The sequence below is a fragment of the Allobosea sp. LjRoot9 genome (genome assembly GCF_964252745.1).
Taxonomy (GTDB): domain Bacteria; phylum Pseudomonadota; class Alphaproteobacteria; order Rhizobiales; family Beijerinckiaceae; genus Allobosea.
In genome coordinates, this window is sequence record NZ_CAXUPC020000002.1 from 504,803 (window position 1) to 522,572 (window position 17,770).

Genomic DNA, 17,770 nt, shown 5'->3' on the forward strand with positions numbered 1-17,770 from the left:
TATGCTGTCGTCACCATGCCCAGCGCGCCGGAGGGGACCATGAAACTCATAGCTTCGTGCTTGGCCTTGTGCTTGCTGCTGACCATGCCGCTCGACGCCGCGCTTGCGCAATCGCGGCCTTCAACCACGAACCGGCCCTGCAGCGTCAACCGCGAGAGCGTCGCGGCGAATGGCGCGATCGTGCTCGGCACCGGCGGCTTCACCTATGACCGCTTCGTCGCCAACCGCAGCTTTTGCGAATTCGACGAGGGGGTAGAGCCCGCCTGGGTGCCGAGCCGCGACACGCCGAGCTGCTTCATCGGCTATCGCTGCAAGAGCCGCGATCCGATCTGGTTCGATTGACGCGCCGCTGTTGCTTTCGCCGCCAGCCTGGCTTCTGTTCGCCGCGACCACGGGAACAACGGCGACGAAAGCGCCAGACAGGATTCTTGCATGCGCCTCTGGATCAAGAACCCGCTCGGCATCGTCGCGGACAATGCCGGAGGCGGGATCGTCGTCGATGGCGCGATCATCGTCGAGCTCGTACCGGCAGGCGGGTCCCCTGCGCTGCCCGTCGACACGGTCTTCGACGCCTCGCACCATGTCGTGCTGCCCGGCCTGATCAACACGCATCATCATTTCTACCAGACGCTGACGCGGGCCCACCCGGCCGCGATCGATCGCGAGCTATTTCCCTGGCTGACCGCACTCTACCCGCTCTGGGCGAGACTGACGCCCGATGACCTGCGGTTGGCGGTTCGCGTTGCGCTGACCGAACTCCTGCTCTCCGGTTGCACCACGGCGGCGGACCATCATTACCTCTACCCAAAGGGGCTGGAGAACGCCGTCGACATCGCGGTCGAGGAGGCGCGCTCTCTGGGTATCCGCGCCACGATCTCGCGCGGCTCGATGAACCTGTCGCAGAAGGATGGCGGCCTGCCGCCCGACAGCGTCGTCCAGGACGAGGAAACGATCCTGACCGATAGCGAGCGGGTGCTTTCCCTGTTTCACGATCCCGCGCCGGGCAGCATGGTCCAGATCGCGCTCGCACCTTGCTCGCCCTTCTCGGTGACGCCGGCGCTGATGAAAAAGAGCGCCGAGCTGGCAGCCCGCTTCGATGCGCCGCTGCATACCCATCTCGCCGAGACCAGGGACGAGGACGCCTATTGCCTCGAAGTCTATGGCAAGCGCCCGCTCGACCTGCTGGAGGAGACCGGCTGGATGCGGCCAAAGACCTGGCTGGCGCATGGCGTGCATTTCAGCTGCGAGGAATGCGAACGGCTGGGGACTGCGGGCGTCGGCGTCTGCCATTGCCCGACCTCGAACGGGGTGCTGGCCTCCGGCTTCTGCCGCACGCGCGAATTGGAGGCGGCCGGGGCACCGCTGGGCTTAGGCGTCGACGGCTCGGCCTCCAATGACGGCTCAAACCTGATGGAGGAGTTGCGCCACGCACTTCTGATCAACCGCCTGCGCTATGAGAGCGCCACGGCCGTGACCGCGCGCGACGTGATCCGCTGGGCGACGGAGGGCTCGGCGCGCTGCCTCGGACGCTCCGATATCGGGCGGATCGCGCCTGGCCTGCAGGCGGATCTGGCGTTGTTCAGCCTCGACGAATTGCGCTTCTCCGGCGCGCATGATCCGGTCGCGGCTCTGGTGCTATGCGGCGCGAACCGGGCCGACCGAGTGATGGTCGCCGGCGCCTGGCGGGTGATCGACGGGGCCGTGCCGGGGCTCGATCTGGCGGCGCTGCGGCGCTCGCATGGAGCGGCGGCAAAGCGTTACGCCTGAGCGGAAGCCGTTTCCGATCCAATTGGATCGGAAACGGCTCCCCTCTTTGTTTAAACGCGTTTTCTTCACGCGAACCGGTGTCCACTTCGCTCGAAAACGCTCTTGTCGCCCAGAATCTTGACGCATTTCTCGGCTTGATTCGTGGCCGATCACGGCCAAGGGAGTCAGGCGCCATGAAGATCGGTTTGATCGCAGCGTTGGGGTTGGCTCTTTTCGGCAGCGGCTGCGTCACGATCGCCGAGCGACGAGCGCTCGATGAGGAGCGCTGTCGCTCATACGGCTTCCGCCCCGGCACTGACGGCTATGCGAATTGCCTGCTCCATATCGAGCTCGATCGCTCTGCCAGCCGCAGGGTCTGGGTCGAGCGCGATTACTATGGCCCCTATTACGGCTACGGCTTCGGCTACGGTTTCCGGCGCTGGTGACAGTTCGCTCCCCTAGAGCAATGTCCGATCCGATTGGATCGTTCAATTGCTCTAGATCTTTGTTTTGACGCGTTTTCTTCACGCGAACCGGTGCCCACTTCGCTCGAAAACGCTTTAGCTCGCGGGCGGGCCGTCGCGCTCCAGCCTGAAATCGCGCAGTTGCGGCAGCCTGGCATGCAACCGGTGCAGGAAGCCGGTCAGCTGCGCCTTTTCCTCCGCTGTGAAACCCTCGAGCAGCAGATGCTCGCGGGCAGTGGCGAGCGCGATCAATTCGTCATGCAGGGCATAGCCGCTCGGCGTCAGCTCCAGCACCTGCCGGCGGGCGTCGCGATCGTCGGGACGCTCGGTGACGTGGCGGGCGGTGACCAAGGCCGCGACGCTGCGGCTGACCGCGCCCTTGTCGAGCCCGATCACCTCGCAGATGCGCTGCGCCGCGATCGCCGGCTCGATAGCGAGCTGCGAGATGACGCGCCATTCGGTGACGCCGACGCCGAAACGCTCAAGATAGAGCCGCGACGAACTGCGCGACCAGGTATTGGAAATTGCGGTCAGGAAATAGGGAACGTAACCGCCGAGATCGAGAACATCCCGCTCCGGGCCGGCAGCGGCCTTGTGGCGCTTCGTCGAGGGCATGGCGCATCCAGAGAAGTCAGGCCCGGTATCTCACACGCCGCTGCGGGATGCGGCAAGCGCCATGAGCCGGCGCATCTCGTAGGGCCCGCCTTGTTGTAGAGCCTATCCTGGCCGATGCCTTACTTGGCCAACGCCTTGCATGCGCGCAGGCCCGCCATACGGGGAAGCCCGTGGCGCCGGCGCCGATGCCGGGCATACTGCGCCTCGCGACCAAATCATCTGCCTGTTCAAGGAACCAGCCCATGCCGACCCCTGCCTACGACATCGTCATCCGTGGCGGCACGCTTGCGACGGCGACGGATGTGTTCAAGGCCGACCTCGGCATCCAGGCCGGGCGCATCACCGCGATCGGGCTCGACCTGCCCACCGGAGCGCAGGAGATCGACGCGAAGGGCAAGCTCGTCTTGCCCGGCGGCGTCGACACCCATTGTCATATCGAACAGCTCTCGGGCAGCGGGCTGATGAGCGCCGACAATTTCGAGACCGCGACGCGCTCGGCCGCTTTCGGCGGCACCACCTCGGTGATTTCTTTCGCCGCCCAGCATCGCGGCGCCAATCTCGCCAGCGTGGTCGAGGATTATGCGGCCCTGGCTAGGAAGGGCGCGATCATCGACTACGCCTTCCATCTGATGGTGGCGAACCCCGACGAGCAGACCGTCGCGCAGGATCTGCCAGCGCTGATCCGCGCCGGGCACCGCTCGGTCAAGGTCTTCATGACCTATGACGCCGTGCAGGTCGATGACGGGCAATTGCTCGACGTCCTGATGGCGGCACGCTCGGCCGGAGCGCTGGTCTGCGTCCATGCCGAGAATCACGGCCTGCTGAAATGGATGGGCGAGCGCTTGATGAAGCGTGGCTACACCGCGCCGAAATACCATTCCATCAGCCATCCCCAGGCGGCCGAAGTCGAGGCCTTCCACCGCCTGATCGCCTTCTCGGAACTGCTCGACCAGCCGATCTGCATCTTCCACGTCTCGACCGCCGAGGGCGCCAGGGTGATCCGCGAGGCGCGCGGGCGCGGCGTCAAGATCTATGCCGAGACCTGCCCGCACTATCTCTTGATGACCGCCGCCGAACTCGACAAGCCCGGCATCGAGGGCGCGAAATGGGTCTGCTCGCCGCCGCAGCGGGGTTCGAACGACCAGGAGGCGTTGTGGCAGGCGCTGGCACTGGGCGACCTGCAGATCCTCTCCTCCGACCACGCGCCCTATCGCTTCGACGAGACCGGCAAACTGAAATACGGCCCCAATCCCGGCTTCAAGCAGATCGCCAACGGCATGCCGGGGCTGGAAATGCGGCTGCCTGTGCTGTTCGACGCCATGGTCTCGCAAGGCCGGCTCGGGCTGAAGAAATTCGTCGAACTGACCTCAACCGCCCCGGCCCGGATCTACGACCTGCCGGGCAAGGGCTCGCTCGCCATCGGCATGGATGCCGACATCACGATCTGGGACGCCGACCGCAAGGTCGCGCTCGCCGACAACCTGCACGACAACACCGGCTACAACCCCTTCGCCGGCCGCACCATCACCGGCTGGCCGGAGACGGTGCTACGGCGCGGCGAGGTCGTCGTCACGCAGGGCACGCTGAAGGCGCAGCCCGGCTCGGGTCGATTGATGCTGCGCGAGGCCGGCGAGGCGACCCGACCGACCGGGACGCTCTCGCCCGAATTCGACCCGGCGCGGAATTTTGGCGCCAAGCTGTATTGATGCGAACGAACCACCCCCGTCATTCCAGATCGGCGCCGCTTCGCGGCTTGTCCGGAATGAGGGTGCGGTTCAGGCAAATATTCGTATTCTGAAGGAGCCCCCATGGCCGGCACCATCTTCGTCATCAACCCGAACTCGACCGAGGCCGTCACCGCCGGCATCGACAAGGCGGTCGAGCCGCTACGCTCGGCGGACGGCCCCAAGATCGCCTGCCTGACGCTGACCGAGGGGCCTGCGGGCATCCAGTCGCAGCGCGACGCCGACGGTGTCGTCGGCCCGTTGCTGAAGCGGGCCGCCGGGCTGGAGAACGAGGCGGCAGCTTTCGTCGTCGCCTGCTTCAGCGACCCCGGCATGCATGCGCTGCGCGAGCAGAGCCGCCACCCGGTGCTCGGCATCGCGGAATCGGGTGTGTTCCAGGCCCTGACGCTTGGCCAGCGCTTCGGCGTGATCGCGATCCTGCCGAGTTCGATCCAGCGGCATCTGCGCTATTTCGGCGCCATGGGCGTCATGGGGCGCTTTGCCGGCGATCTCTCGATCGGGATGGGCGTGACCGAGCTCAGCAATGCGGAGAAGACGCTGGAGCGCATGACAGCGACCGGCAAGACACTGCGCGACACGCATCATGCGGACGTCATCGTGATGGGCTGCGCCGGCATGGCACGCTTCCGCCGGCCGCTGGAAGAGGCGCTCGGCGTGCCGGTGGTCGAGCCGACCCAGGCCGCGACTGCGATGGCCGTGGGACGGGTGCGGCTCGCCGCAGCCTAGCGCCGCACCCACGCGGAATTTTTTGCAAGATCACGGGAACCGGAAGCGCCTAACGGCGTTGCAATGCCGCCGCTCTCTCTCCCGGAGTTCTCGCCGTGGATCAGGATCGCATTGTCCGGATCGCCAGGGCCATGTGCCGCGCCGCGCGCATGGACCCGGACAAGCCTCTTTCAATCCAGGCTATCCGCGAAGAGATGCGATTTGCGCAAACCGACGCGGATGCGTCTCTCCTGCCCGCCTGGCGGTATTTTCAGCCGGAAGCAGCCGCCTTCGTCGCGCGTCACCGCCTGCGAGCGAAGACTGCTTGAACGGAGACGTGCTGCAGGGCGGTGCTAATCCTCTGCCTCGTCCAGGCGCATCTCGAAGGCCAGCATCGCATCGGCGAGCGCTGCGAGTTCAGCGTCGCGCTCCGGGCTCTCGGGCGAGGCGCTCAGCTCCTGGGCGCGCTCCTGAGCCCGCTGATAGTCTTCTTCGGTATGGACGACGATCGGCTGCTTCATCCTCACAACCGGCACTGCGATTGTGGCGCCTTCATGAGCGCCGCCACAACCGTCGCGACGCCCCGCCGGCTATTCCAGGCATAGGAACAGTCTATTAGCCCGGCGAACATCTCCTGACCTATGGTTGGCCCCGCAGCATCCGCCTCGCTCGCCAGGGCTATGGCAGCACTGAAAATCCACGGCCAAACCCGCCAGAGATGAAGCGGCGCGCCGAACGGGCCGGCACCATAAAAACAGGGGACAAGATCGATGGCACGGTTGGGATTGGCATCATTCATGGGCGGCATCGCCCTGACGCTGCTGGGGCTCTCCGCCCCGCCAGCACTCGCCGGCAAGGCCGACGACACGCTCAACGTCGCCTTCGCGCTCGAGCCCGAGGCGCTCGACACCTACAAGATCGCCGGCCGCGAGGGGCTGATCCTGGCCCGGCACATCTATGACGGCCTGCTCTACAAGGATCTCGACACCGGCGAGATCAAGCCGGCGCTCGCCAAGGCCTGGCGCTTTATCGACCCGATGACGATGGAGTTCGATCTCCGCGAGGGCGTGACCTTCCACAACGGCGCGAAGCTCACAGCCGACGACGTGGTCTACACGCTCACCACCGTGCTCGACCCGAATTACGGCACGCGCTTCCGCATCGCCATCGACTGGATCCAGACAGTCGAAAAGATCTCGGAATTCCAAATCCGCATCAAGATGGCGAAACCCTTCGCCGGCGCGGTCGAGATGCTGGCCGATGCGCTGCCGATCTATCCCGCCGCCTATTTCAAGGAGGTCGGCTCGGCCGGCATGGCGGCCAAGCCCGTCGGCACCGGCCCCTACAGGCTCGTGGAGATGACGCCGGGCATCCGCTACGCCTTCGAGCGTTTTGAGGCTCACTATGCCGGCAGCCCCAAGGGAAAGCCGGCGATCGGCAAGATCGTCGTGCGCACCATCCCCGAGCTCAACACCCAGTTCGCCGAGTTGCTGGCCGGCAAGCTCGACTGGAGCTGGCGCATCCCGCCCGATCAGGCGGCGCGGCTCGCAAGCCGCATCCAGATCGTCAACGGCCCGATCATGCGCATCGCCTATGTCGGCCTCAACGTGACCGCCAAGGGCAAGGACTACCCGACCAAGAACCTGCTGGTGCGCCGTGCCATCAACCATGCCGTCAACCGCGAGGCGATCGTGAAAGCCTTCGCCGGCGGCGCCTCGCAGGCGTTGAACGCGGCTTGCAACCCCAAGCAGTTCGGCTGCGCGCAGGATGTCGCGACTTACGCCTATGATCCGGCCAAGGCCAAGGCGCTGCTGGGCGAGGCCGGCTTGCCCAACGGCGTCGATATCGAGATGGTCTTTGCCGCGATGCCGCGCCCAGTCGCCGAGGCGGTTGCTTCCGACCTCGCCAAGGTCGGCATCCGGGTGACGCTGAACGAGCAGCAATATGCGGCCGGCGTGCAGAAATGGCGCGCGGGCGAATTGCCGGCCTTCTTCACCAATTGGGGTAGCTACGGCACCGGCGACGTCGCCTTCGTCATCTCGAACTTCTTCGGCGGCGGCGCCGACGACCTCGTCCAGGACAAGGAGGTGATCGATCTCGTCACCGCCGCCGACACGGCGCAGGACCGGGCTCTACGCCAGGAGAATTACGCCAAGGCGCTGAAAAAGATCGCCGACCAGGCCTATTGGCTGCCGATGTACGATTTCAACATCAATTACGGCCTGTCGACGGCGCTCAACTTCAAGCCGCACCCCGACGAGTTCGCCCGCTGGTGGCTGTCGAGCTGGAAGTAGGCTTCCTCGGAGCAACGCCGTCATTCCGGGCGACCGAAGAGAGACCCGGAATCCATCGGAGGGCTCCGGCGCTCCAGGATGGATTCCGGATCGGCGCCGCTTTCGCGGCTTGTCCGGAATGACGGTGCGGTTGGAATAGCAAGCGCACGCGCTCACACAGCCTCTGGATGGAACCGCCATGCCGCCCTTTCTCGCGCGCCGCCTGATCGTCGCCGCCCTCGTCGCGCTCGCGGTGTCGATGGTCGCGTTCGGGCTGATGTTCGTCGCCGGCGATCCCGCCGTGGTGCTCGCCGGCCAGGCCGGGCGGGCCCAGGATGTCGAGATGATCCGGCAGGCCTATGGGCTCGACCGGCCGCTGCCGGTGCAGTTCCTCGGCTGGATCGGCCGGGCGCTAACGGGCAATTTCGGCACGAGCCTGTATTTCAACCTGCCGGTCGCCACGATTATCGGCGAGCGCCTGCCGGTCACGCTGATGCTCGGCAGCGCCGCCTTCCTGCTCGCCATGCTGATCTCGGTACCGCTCGGCATCGCCGCCTCGCTCAAGCCCGGCGGCCTGTTCGACCGCGCCGCGCTGCTGCTCGCGGTTCTCGGGCAGGCGATCCCGAGCTTCTGGCTCGGGTTGATCCTGATCGTCGTCTTCGGCGTCTGGTGGGGCCTGGTCCCGATCTCGGGAACCGAGAGCTGGCAGGGCTACATCCTGCCCGTGATCGTGCTGAGCTATTACGCCATGCCGGCGCTGATGCGCCTGACCCGGGCCGGCATGATCGAGGTGCTCGGGGCCGATTATATCCGCACCGCCCGCGCCAAGGGGCTGGCGCAGCTGCGCATCCTCATGGTGCATGCGCTGCGCAACGCCGTGCTGCCCTTGGTTTCGCTGGCGGCGGTGCAGTTCGGCATGATGCTCTCGGGCTCGATCGTGATCGAGAGCGTCTTCGCCATCAACGGGCTCGGCCGCCTCGCCTGGGAATCGCTGCTGCGCAGCGACCTGCCGGTGGTGCAGGCGATCATCCTGATCCTGTCGCTGATCTATGTGACGCTGACGACCGCGGCCGATCTGGTCAATGCCTGGCTCGATCCTCGCCTGAGGAGCGCCTGATGACGGTGCTCGATCTCGACAATCGCATCCTGCAACGGCGCAAGCTCTGGCGGCGCGTCAGCCGCAGCACCGGCATCCATCTCGGCGGCGGGTTGCTGGTGCTGATCGCCTGCATCGCACTGCTCGCCCCCCTGCTCGCGCCGCATGACCCGATCGCGCAGGACCTGACGCGCCGGCTGCTGCCGCCCTTCTGGCAGGTCGGCTCCGACCCGGCGCATTGGCTCGGCACCGACCATCTCGGCCGCGACTATCTCTCGCGACTGATCTTCGGCGCGCGGGTCTCACTCGGAATCGGGCTCGGCGTCACGCTCTGCGCCGGGTTGATCGGCACGATGCTCGGGCTGCTCGCCGGCTATTTCGGCGGCAAGACCGATATGCTGATCAGCTTCATCATCACGACGCGGCTGTCGCTGCCGATCGTCTTGGTCGCGCTCGCCGCCGTCGCGCTCGGCGGCGCCTCGCTGCAGACATTGGCGATCGTGCTCAGCCTCCTGCTCTGGGACCGTTTCGCCGTGGTGGTACGCTCGGCGACGCAAGGGCTGCGCAACCGCGAATTCGTCCAGGCCACGATCTCGTTCGGGGCTTCAAGCCTGCATGTGATGCTGCGCGGCATCCTGCCCAACCTGCGCAACACGCTGATCGTGGTGGCGACGCTGGAGGTCGCCAATGTCATCCTGCTGGAGGCGGCGCTGTCGTTCCTGGGCCTGGGCGCGCGGCCGCCAACGCCGTCCTGGGGGCTGATGATCGCCGAGGGACGCGAGCACATCCTGTTCGACCCCTGGCTGATCGCCTTGCCCGGCTCGGCGCTCTGCCTGCTCATCCTCGCCGTCAATCTGCTCGGCGACGGCGTGCGCGACGCGCTCGATGCCACGAGCTCCTGAACCCGCCCCGGCCGCTCCCGAGAGCGAACGGCACGCGCCCTGCATGCCGAGCCCGAGCTTGACGCGCGGCTCAAGCTGCGTTGCCATCCCGTTTCGCGGTGGCGGCACGGCTGCGCGTCTCGGCGTGCAGGCCAGGCCGAAGGGAGAGTTCGTGACGGCAAAGCGCCCGAAACTGCATCACCTGAACTGGAATCTCCTCCACACCTTCCTGGTGATCGTCGAGGAGCGCAGCATCACGCGTGCCGCCGACCGGCTGCTGGTGCGCCAACCCTCGGTCAGCGCAGCCCTGCAGCGGCTGGAGGAGACGCTTGGCGGCCAGCTCGTGCAGCGCGACAGCCGCCGTTTCGTCCTGACCAAGCGCGGCGAGCTTTTGCACAAGGAATGCGTCGACATCTATCGCAGCGTCGCCCGCATCGGCGAAAAGCTCTCGGAAGAACATGACGAGCTGACCGGGCTCGTGCGTGTCCAGCTCATCACCCATATGGTCCTGCCGGCCTTCGACCGGGCGCTGTCATTGATGAGCCGCCGCCACCCCGGCGTCACCGTGCGCGTCGAGGTCGCGAGCAGCCAGGACATCGTCCGCTCCGTCTCGCAAAGGCTGAGCCCCTTCGGCTTCTGCCTTTTGCCCAACCCGCTCGCCGGGCTGAATTGCCGCCATTTGCTGCGCGAGGAGTTCGGCATCCTGTGCGGGCGCGACCACGCGCTGCATGGCCGGGCCGGCGTGCCGCTGCACGAGCTTGCCGACGAGCCTTTCATCGCACTCGCCTGCGGCCAGGACGGCGCGCTCGAGCCCATGGTCTCGCTGCGCGAAGGCGCGGGGCTGGGCAGCCGCACGGTCGGCGCGAGCCCGAACCTGGAGGAGGTCGCGCGCATGATCGCGGCTGGCATGGGCATCGGCATCCTGCCGCTCGCCTCGGTGCAGGACGCGATCGACACCGGTACGCTCTGGAACCTGTCGGGCGCGGGCGGAGAACTCGGCGCCGATCTCTATTTCGTCAGCAGCCCCGCCATGGGGCTCAGCGCGGCCGAACTCGCCTTCCAGCGCCTGTTCGAGGACATGCTGGAGGCCGAAAATGCGCCGCCCGAGATCATCGACAATCCGCTGATCGCGGGGCTGACGCTGCCGCTGGCTTGAAGCGTCGCGTTTTCCCTCGGAACCACATCCGTCATGGTCGGGCTTATGCCGGCCATCCACGTCTCCGCTGGTCGAGAATCGTGTTCAGGACGTGGATGCTCGCCACAAGGCGAGCATGACGAACTGGAGCAGCGTCGTGTTCATGGGTTCCGGATTCGCGCCTTCGGCGCGCCCCGGACTGACGCCGCGTTTCTCCGTAAACGAGGGGCAAGGCCTACCGGTCCGCCCGCTCCAGCACGCATTGCAGGAGCACGTTCAGCCCCGGCTCCAGATCCTCGCGGGTGCAGCGCTCGCCATTGTTGTGGGTGATGCCGCCCTGGCAGGGTGCGAAGATCATCGTCGTCGGCGCATGGCGGGCGATGTAATAGGCGTCGTGCCCAGCTTGGCTCAGAATATCCATATGGCGGTAGCCGAGGGAGGCCGCCGAGGCGCGGACCTGGTCGATCAGCTCCTGCGCGAAGATGCGCCCACCCCATTTCCAGATATCGAGGATCTCGACGCCGCAATCGGCTTTCGCGGCCGCCTCGAAAGCGGCGCGGCGCATGCGCTCGGCCATCACCTCCGAGGTCACCGGGTCGGGATGGCGGACATCGCCGACGGCCTGGGCCCAGTCGGAGAGGATGCCCGGCTTGTTGGGCCAGGCGACGAGCCGCGCAGCGGTGGCCTTGCCGCCGCTGCCGGCATGATCCCAGCCGAGGTCGTCGACCGCGACGAGGAAGCGTGCGCCGGCAAGCAGCGCGTTCTTGCGCCGCTCCATCGGCCAGGGACCGGTATGGGCGGTCTCGCCCTTGAACTCAACCAGCATGCCGGTCGAGGGGAAGCCGCCGGTGACGACGCCGAGCTGCATGCCCTCGCGATCGAGGATCGGGCCCTGCTCGATATGGAATTCGAAATAGGCGTCGAAGGCGTGAGGCTTGTCCTCCATCTCGCCGAGATAGCCGATGCGCTTAAGCTCCGCGCCGATCGTCTTGCCGTCCTCATCCGTGCGCCCGCGCGCCCAGTCCAGCGCATAGGCGCCGGTGAAGGCGCCGGAGCCGACCATGGGCGGCGAGAAGCGCGCGCCCTCCTCATTGGTCCAGTTGACCACTTCGATCGGCCGGCGCGTGCGCTTGCCCAGCGCGTCGAGCGTGCGGCAGACCTCCAGCCCCGCCAGCACGCCGGCGATGCCATCGAAGCGGCCGCCATTGAACTGGGTGTCGAGATGGCTGCCCATCACCACCGGCGGCAGGCTGTCCTCGGTTCCGCTCCGGCGGGCGAAGATGTTGCCGATGCCGTCGACGCGGACACTCAAGCCGGCCTGCTTGCACCAGGCGACGAACTGATCGCGCACCTCCTTGTCGGAATCCGACGCCGCCAGGCGCGACAGGCCACCCGGACGGCCCGGCCCGATCTCGGCGGAGCGCTCGATCGTCGTCCAGAAACGTTCGATGTCGATGCGGGCGTCGCTCGGCACAGGCATGGCAATCTGCTCTCGGATATGCGTTTCGGCGGGGGCACCGCTCGCCGGACAGGTTGGGTCGCCGTCCGGACAAGGATAGTTGGCGACGGCCCGGCCTCTGGCAAATAGATATTGGCTATGCCTGATATCCGGGCGGCGCGGTTCCCCGCATAAGCAGCAGATCCTAGCTGACCCGCTGCAGCACCTCGCCGACCCGGTTGGGTCCGTGCTCGGCGTGATGCCCGTCGACGGCATCGAACAGGCGCTCGCGATCGCCAATGGCAGCGAATACGGGCTGCATGCGACGGTCTACACCAAGGATATCGACCGGGCCCTGTTCACGGCGCGGCGCTTGGCCTGCGGCACCATTGCTGTCAACGGCTTCACCGAAGGCGACCTGAAGACGCCGTTCGGCGGCTATAAGCGCTCCGGTTCGCTCGCCCGCGACAAGGGCACGGAGGCGATGGCCCAGTATCTCCAGACGAAGACGATCTGGATCAGCCTCGACGACACATACACCTTTATCTCCGCTTGAACCCGACGCGAGAACGCAGCTACTTTATACAATACCAAGTTTTATCGACCTTATAGGCTGTCGCATTGGCCATCAGAGTGCTAGCTGTCGCGTAGGGCTAACTTTCGGGGGAGGTGCCGCGTGAACGTCCAGAACTCCGCACTCGGCACGCCGGTCGAAAGAAAGACCCCCAATCCGATCGACAAGCATGTCGGAAGCCGTGTCCGCATGCGCAGGATGCTTTTGAAGGTCAGCCAGGAGCGGCTCGGCGATGCGCTCGGCCTGACCTTCCAGCAGATCCAGAAATACGAAAAAGGCACCAACCGCATCAGCGCCAGCCGCCTGCAGCAGATCGCCAAGGTGCTCGACGTACAGGTGTCCTTCTTCTTCGAAGGCGCCCCCTCCGGCGACATGCCCGATGGCCGCTTCTCGGCCGCCGCCTCGACCGCCTATGTCTCCGACTTCCTGACGACCAGCGAAGGCGTGCAACTGACCAAGGCCCTGATGCGGATCAAGAGCGACCGCGTCAGGCGGCGCGTCGTCGAGCTGGTCGAGGCGATGGCCGAGGACGACGACAGGGACGCCTGAGCGCTCGCACGATAGATCACTGTTTTAGCGCGTTTCCGAGCGAACCGAGGTCCACTTCGCTCGAAAACGCTATAGCAGTGCCGGCCGTCACCGGTCAGGCGAACTCTGGCCATGAACCCCGCCGACGGCCAGCGACGCTTGCGCGCCCTCCAGTTTCGCGAGCTCGATCTCGACCTCTTTTTGGGCGTGCTCCAGAATGCTGCAGAGCAAGGGGCTTCCGAGGATATTCGCTGCCGCCGCCAGTTTCGGAATATCCTTCGCCAGGATCGTCAGCGCTTCAGCCTTGGCCTTGTCCTTAGCCTTCGTCATAAGCCCGCCTCGAACGCAAACAGCGGCGGGAACTTAGCGAGGCAACCTGGATAAATCTATGATGCCAGCCTCGTCACCGCTCCCGGAGTGAAGAAACTCATTATTTTTTTTCGCTCCATGTAGTGTTCTATCTCGGTGGGACTGACGAATTCCTCGCGGAACCAGGGATATAACGAGGCGTCGAAGGACTGCACGACCCAGTCGATCGTCTGCCGGATATGGCGCAGCTCGGCCGCCTGCGGGTGGTAGGCGAGCCAGATGTCCCGCCGGAGGACAAAGTCCTTGGCGACATGGACGAGCCCGCTCGAGACGATGGGCGCATAGGTCGGCAGGGCCGTCACGCCCCAGCCGCTCAGCGCCGCCACGAACTGGGCGGAGCTGATATTGACGCGCATATTGACGAAGCGGCGCTTGTCCTCGCGGGTCATTTCCTCCTCGACCCTCTCGCTCCTGATCTGTGGAGCCTCGATCTCGACGAAGTGGTAGTCGGCGACGTCAGCCTTGCTGGCCGGCGCTCCGTATTCATCGACATAGCTCTGCGCGGCATAGAGAACGACGTGGAGATAGCCGATACGCCGGACGATCAGATTGGGATCCGTCGGCTTGTCCAACTGGATCGCCAGGTCGACCTCCAGATCCGAGATGTTCGGCGCCGTCATCGAACATTTCATATCGAACTGGATGTCGGGATGGGCCCGACGCAGATTGCCGAACATCGGCGTCAGCCAGAAAGCGCCGAGGCCTTCGGTGATGCCGACGCGCGCAGTCGGCTTCAGGTCCTGCCTGCCCCGCATCGAAAGCGCGCCGAAGACCTTGGCCTGCTTCTGGATTTCCTCAGCCGCGGCAATCAAGCGCTCACCGGTCTTGGTCAGCGACACACCGGCGGCCGAGCGGTGAAACAGGACCGCGCCGGTCTGCGCTTCGAGGTCCATGATTCGGCTCCGGAGCGCCTTGGCGGAGTGCCCGGTCGCGGCAGCAACAGCGCGAATGCTGCCAAGCCGCGCGAGCTTTAGAAAGATTCGAATGTCGTCCCAATTGAAATTCACCTCGTTCCCACCCGCGGGGTGAGAACTTTTGGAAGCCACGTGCCTCATTTTCGACTTATCCCCGACTCCAGAGATTAAGGTTAACCTAACCTTGTTGCGTACCTAGTTTCTCGTACCCAGAAGGATTTGCGTCATGGGGTTCCACTATTCGCTGAAGGAGCACTTCAATATTGCGCAAACTCAGCGCAATTTCCGCACGCTCGACTACACGAAATACGGGCGCGGATACACGACATTCAGCCCGACAAAAAGAATCATCGACTATTCGATGAGAATGGCAAGCGCCGATATACCCGGCCTGTCAACGCTCGATCGGGTTATGAACGTGTTTCAGCATAATCCCGATACAATTTCAGCTTTCTCGCGCGGCTGGTCTGACGACCCCAAGGCCACGCCGATCGGTATCCTGGCGCATCTGCCGCTGAACCAGGCCGGGGCGCGTGCGCTCTTCACCGGCGCACTGGACACAGCCAACCCCGATCTGAAGTTCATCTGCCGGCCCAGCGAACGCGCCGCCGTGCTCTACTTCTGGTTTATCTACCTCCCGGAGGGCCAGGGCGGCGGCATCTCGCTCGTGATGGAGCGTATGACCAGCGACAAGAACCGGGGCCTGCCGATCTTCTGCAAGCCGGCGAACAAGAAGGCGCAGACTTTCTTCGAGAAGATGGGCTTCGTCATGGGCGCGGCCTATGACGGGCTGAAATCCTACCAGTTGATGAGCTGCGCCCTGCCCGACCCGGTCGCCGGCCGCAAGCCCTATGACAACTTCATGCCCGGCCTGAACGCCGGCACGAAGAAGACCTCCGTCACCGTCGTGCACTCCGCCGACGACCTGCTCAAATGCATTGCGATTCGCGGGGCCGCCTATGTCGAGGACCGGAGCATTCCCTATGCCGAGGATGTCGACGGCAACGACTACACCGCGACACATCTGCTCGGCTATGTCGGCGACGAGCCCGCCGGCTGCATCCGGCTGCGCTACTGGGCCGACTTCATCAAGATCGAACGGCTCGCGGTCCTGCCGCGCTGCCGGGGCGGCCTGGCGCTCGATCTCGTGCGGGCGGCGCTCGCCTTCGGGCAGGACAAGGGCTATCGGCGCTTCTACGGGCAGGCCGCCTTCCCGGTCTCGAAGATCTGGGAGCGCTTCGGCTTCAAGCGGCGCCCTGGCGCCGGCCTCTCCTATCTGACCGACGAGGTCTATTACGAGATGGACCTCGTCACCGAGCCGTCAGACTGGCGGCTTACGCCCGATTCGGGCGCCGCGGTGCTCGTCCGGCCGGAAGGCCAATGGGACCGCCCCGGCCCGCTGGAAGCCAATGCGGAGACCCCGGATCTCCCTGACAAGTCCCTTGGCTCCGGCGAATGGATCCCGGGTGTGAGCCCGACCACGCTCTATCCCGACCGGGATATCCCTGGCTGCGTCAACCCTTTCTACGGGGAGTCCCCGACCTGCGGGAAGGACTCCTGGCCACCTCTGATCTACGGACGACTACAAGGAGTGAATGATGGCGCCGACTGACATCACGCAGCCGACAGCAATCTCCGAGGCCGAGATCGATGCGATGATCGGGATGACCGAATATCTCATCGAGGAAGCCGTCAAGGTGAGCGCGGTCGCAACCGCCCTGCTAGGCTTGGCGAAGGGGGAGCTGCTTGCCAGCAAGATGATCCTGAGAGGCGAGGTCGCCTCTCTGAACGGACGTGCGGCCAGATTGATGTGACGCGAAACCCGCTGCGAGATCCGCAGCGGGTTTTCGCATGACGGCATCAGGATGGAGGCGCCGCCAGGACCGTGCCAGGGTTCAGGATACCAAGCGGATCGAAGGCGTGCTTGATCCCGGCCATGAGTTCGAGCGCCTCGGGCTGGGCGGCCCGGCGCAAGGCGCCGACAAGCGAGCGGCCGACGCCATGCTCGGCCGTGATGCTGCCGCCGAACTGGCTGACGATCTCGAAGATGCAGGCGTTCACGCTCGCGGCGACACCTGCGAAGATCGCCTCATCCCGGAACTGAGCCTCCCGGAACAGCAGAATGACGTGGATGTTGCCGTCGCCGACATGGCCGACGAAGAGGGGCTGCGCGGTCGGGAAGCGCTCCGCGGCGGCGCCCTGCACCGCTGCGATGAAGCGGGGAACATCCGCAGTCGCGACGCTGGTGTCGTGCGAGACGCCCGGGCCGGCGCGCTTGTTGGCTTCCGAGACGGCGAAACGCAGATGCCAAAGCGCCTTGGCCTGGGCGCTGCTCTGCGCGACGACCGCATCGCTCAGCACACCGGCATCGAAAGCGAGCGCCAGCACGCGCGTCAGGACCTGCTCCATGGCGGCATCGGGCGCGCTGTCGGCGATCTCGATGAAGACATACCAGGGGTGGCGGTCGTGGAACGGGAGCGCCGCCGCGCCGAGGAGATCGAGCGTCAGGCCCATTTCGGCGTCGCACATCAATTCGAAACTCGAGATTCGCTCGCCGGCAACCTCGCGCAGAGTGGTCAGCAGCCTGATCGCGGCCATCGGGTCCGGGATTCCGCAGAGCGCGGTCGCGCTCGCCCTCAATCGGGCGAAGAGCCTGAACGACGCCGCGGTGATGACGGCCAAGGTGCCTTCCGAGCCGATCAGCAGATCGCGCAGCGCATAGCCGGCATTGTCCTTGCGCAGCGGCTTCAGGCCATGGATCACGGCGCCGTCGGCGCGCACATATTCGAGACCGAGCACGAGATCGCGCACCGTGCCGTAGCGGATCACATTGATGCCGCCGGCATTGGTCGCGACGATGCCGCCGACCTGGCAGGAACCCTCGCTGCCCAGGCTCAGGGGAAACATGCGGTCGGCCTTGGCCGCCTCCTGCTGAAGCTGCGCCAGCACGCAACCCGCCTCCGCGGTCACGCTGTTGCCCTCCGTATCGACCGAGCGGATGCGGTTGAGGCGGCCCAGCGAGAGCACGGCGCAACGGCCGCTCTCATCGGGCGTGGCGCCGCCGGACAGGCCAGTATTGCCGCCTTGCGGCACGATCGGCGTCTGCGTCACTGTCGCCCAGCGCAGGATCATCGAGACATCCGCGACGGAGCGCGGGCGCAGGACCGCCAGGGCGCGACCATGCCTGCGGCCGCGCCAGTCTGTGAGGAACGGCGCCATCTCCTCGGGCGCGGCCAGCACGCAGGACGTGTCGAGCCTCCCGGCGAGCTCGGCGAGCGGGGACATCG

The 17,770-nt window shown here is 65.7% G+C and carries 21 protein-coding genes; 14 read left to right on the top strand and 7 right to left on the bottom strand.

Annotated features, from left to right (window positions below; all coding sequences use genetic code 11):
- Positions 1-39 precede the first annotated feature (39 nt).
- The 3 genes from ACSQ3P_RS10975 to ACSQ3P_RS10985 all read left to right on the top strand — a co-directional run bounded on the left by ACSQ3P_RS10975 (position 40) and on the right by ACSQ3P_RS10985 (position 2,192).
- The gene (locus tag ACSQ3P_RS10975) at positions 40-342 is read left to right on the top strand and encodes a hypothetical protein (protein ID WP_436165608.1); all 303 of its coding nucleotides are present in this window, start codon (positions 40-42) and stop codon (positions 340-342) included.
- A 90-nt stretch (positions 343-432) separates the two neighbouring features.
- Positions 433-1,767, top strand: a complete 1,335-nt coding sequence (locus tag ACSQ3P_RS10980) for an 8-oxoguanine deaminase (RefSeq protein WP_436165609.1) — start codon at positions 433-435, stop codon at positions 1,765-1,767.
- Between the two features lie 173 nt (positions 1,768-1,940).
- A complete protein-coding gene (locus ACSQ3P_RS10985; protein ID WP_436165610.1) occupies positions 1,941-2,192 on the top strand; it encodes a hypothetical protein in 252 nt (83 codons plus the stop codon).
- Between the two features lie 114 nt (positions 2,193-2,306).
- Here ACSQ3P_RS10985 and ACSQ3P_RS10990 read toward each other — a convergent pair whose 3' ends face one another.
- Entirely contained in the window at positions 2,307-2,825 is a 519-nt protein-coding gene (locus ACSQ3P_RS10990; protein WP_436165611.1) for a MarR family winged helix-turn-helix transcriptional regulator, read from the bottom strand.
- A gap of 242 nt (positions 2,826-3,067) precedes the next feature.
- Between ACSQ3P_RS10990 and hydA the strand changes: the two genes are divergently transcribed.
- The 3 genes from hydA to ACSQ3P_RS11005 all read left to right on the top strand — a co-directional run bounded on the left by hydA (position 3,068) and on the right by ACSQ3P_RS11005 (position 5,604).
- Positions 3,068-4,531: a dihydropyrimidinase gene (hydA, locus tag ACSQ3P_RS10995; protein ID WP_436165612.1), complete on the top strand. Its 1,464-nt coding sequence runs from the start codon at positions 3,068-3,070 to the stop codon at positions 4,529-4,531.
- Between the two features lie 102 nt (positions 4,532-4,633).
- Positions 4,634-5,296, top strand: a complete 663-nt coding sequence (locus ACSQ3P_RS11000; RefSeq protein WP_436165613.1) for an aspartate/glutamate racemase family protein — start codon at positions 4,634-4,636, stop codon at positions 5,294-5,296.
- Positions 5,297-5,391: 95 nt separating this feature from the next.
- Complete coding sequence (locus ACSQ3P_RS11005) at positions 5,392-5,604, top strand: hypothetical protein (RefSeq protein ID WP_436165614.1); 213 nt, start codon at positions 5,392-5,394, stop codon at positions 5,602-5,604.
- A gap of 24 nt (positions 5,605-5,628) precedes the next feature.
- On the opposite strand, the gene ACSQ3P_RS11010 is transcribed toward ACSQ3P_RS11005, so the two are convergent.
- Complete coding sequence (locus ACSQ3P_RS11010) at positions 5,629-5,796, bottom strand: hypothetical protein (RefSeq protein ID WP_436165615.1); 168 nt, start codon at positions 5,794-5,796, stop codon at positions 5,629-5,631.
- A gap of 2 nt (positions 5,797-5,798) precedes the next feature.
- Positions 5,799-6,074 (bottom strand): hypothetical protein, encoded by a 276-nt coding sequence (locus tag ACSQ3P_RS11015; protein ID WP_436165616.1) that lies wholly within the window; start codon positions 6,072-6,074, stop codon positions 5,799-5,801.
- Here ACSQ3P_RS11015 and ACSQ3P_RS11020 point away from each other — a divergent pair.
- The 4 genes from ACSQ3P_RS11020 to ACSQ3P_RS11035 all read left to right on the top strand — a co-directional run bounded on the left by ACSQ3P_RS11020 (position 6,073) and on the right by ACSQ3P_RS11035 (position 10,681).
- A complete protein-coding gene (locus ACSQ3P_RS11020) occupies positions 6,073-7,569 on the top strand; it encodes an ABC transporter substrate-binding protein (RefSeq protein WP_436165617.1) in 1,497 nt (498 codons plus the stop codon). The genes ACSQ3P_RS11015 and ACSQ3P_RS11020 overlap by 2 nt on opposite strands.
- A gap of 178 nt (positions 7,570-7,747) precedes the next feature.
- A complete protein-coding gene (locus ACSQ3P_RS11025; RefSeq protein WP_436165618.1) occupies positions 7,748-8,665 on the top strand; it encodes an ABC transporter permease in 918 nt (305 codons plus the stop codon).
- Positions 8,665-9,546, top strand: a complete 882-nt coding sequence (locus ACSQ3P_RS11030; RefSeq protein WP_436165619.1) for an ABC transporter permease — start codon at positions 8,665-8,667, stop codon at positions 9,544-9,546. The genes ACSQ3P_RS11025 and ACSQ3P_RS11030 overlap by 1 nt, the downstream gene beginning before the upstream one ends.
- 43 nt (positions 9,547-9,589) lie before the next feature.
- Positions 9,590-10,681 (top strand): LysR family transcriptional regulator, encoded by a 1,092-nt coding sequence (locus ACSQ3P_RS11035; RefSeq protein ID WP_436165620.1) that lies wholly within the window; start codon positions 9,590-9,592, stop codon positions 10,679-10,681.
- Between the two features lie 214 nt (positions 10,682-10,895).
- Here ACSQ3P_RS11035 and ACSQ3P_RS11040 read toward each other — a convergent pair whose 3' ends face one another.
- Positions 10,896-12,140 carry a Zn-dependent hydrolase gene (locus ACSQ3P_RS11040; protein ID WP_436165621.1) on the bottom strand — a complete coding sequence of 415 codons (1,245 nt, stop codon included), beginning with the start codon at positions 12,138-12,140 and terminating at the stop codon, positions 10,896-10,898.
- A gap of 205 nt (positions 12,141-12,345) precedes the next feature.
- Between ACSQ3P_RS11040 and ACSQ3P_RS11045 the strand changes: the two genes are divergently transcribed.
- Both ACSQ3P_RS11045 and ACSQ3P_RS11050 read left to right on the top strand, forming a co-directional pair.
- Positions 12,346-12,654 (top strand): aldehyde dehydrogenase family protein, encoded by a 309-nt coding sequence (locus ACSQ3P_RS11045; RefSeq protein WP_436165622.1) that lies wholly within the window; start codon positions 12,346-12,348, stop codon positions 12,652-12,654.
- A gap of 120 nt (positions 12,655-12,774) precedes the next feature.
- On the top strand, positions 12,775-13,221 hold the full coding sequence (locus ACSQ3P_RS11050) for a helix-turn-helix domain-containing protein (protein WP_436165623.1): 447 nt from the start codon (positions 12,775-12,777) through the stop codon (positions 13,219-13,221).
- 87 nt (positions 13,222-13,308) lie between these two features.
- Here ACSQ3P_RS11050 and ACSQ3P_RS11055 read toward each other — a convergent pair whose 3' ends face one another.
- Positions 13,309-13,530, bottom strand: a complete 222-nt coding sequence (locus tag ACSQ3P_RS11055) for a hypothetical protein (RefSeq protein WP_436165624.1) — start codon at positions 13,528-13,530, stop codon at positions 13,309-13,311.
- Positions 13,531-13,586: 56 nt separating this feature from the next.
- Complete coding sequence (locus ACSQ3P_RS11060; protein ID WP_436165625.1) at positions 13,587-14,624, bottom strand: LysR family transcriptional regulator; 1,038 nt, start codon at positions 14,622-14,624, stop codon at positions 13,587-13,589.
- 271 nt (positions 14,625-14,895) lie between these two features.
- Here ACSQ3P_RS11060 and ACSQ3P_RS11065 point away from each other — a divergent pair, with 271 nt between their 5' ends.
- Positions 14,896-16,095: a GNAT family N-acetyltransferase gene (locus ACSQ3P_RS11065; protein WP_436165626.1), complete on the top strand. Its 1,200-nt coding sequence runs from the start codon at positions 14,896-14,898 to the stop codon at positions 16,093-16,095.
- The gene (locus tag ACSQ3P_RS11070; RefSeq protein ID WP_436165627.1) at positions 16,082-16,297 is read left to right on the top strand and encodes a hypothetical protein; all 216 of its coding nucleotides are present in this window, start codon (positions 16,082-16,084) and stop codon (positions 16,295-16,297) included. Before ACSQ3P_RS11065 ends, ACSQ3P_RS11070 begins: the two co-directional genes overlap by 14 nt.
- Before the next feature lie 46 nt (positions 16,298-16,343).
- Here ACSQ3P_RS11070 and ACSQ3P_RS11075 read toward each other — a convergent pair whose 3' ends face one another.
- A complete protein-coding gene (locus tag ACSQ3P_RS11075; protein ID WP_436165628.1) occupies positions 16,344-17,768 on the bottom strand; it encodes an FAD-binding oxidoreductase in 1,425 nt (474 codons plus the stop codon).
- Positions 17,769-17,770 lie beyond the last annotated feature (2 nt).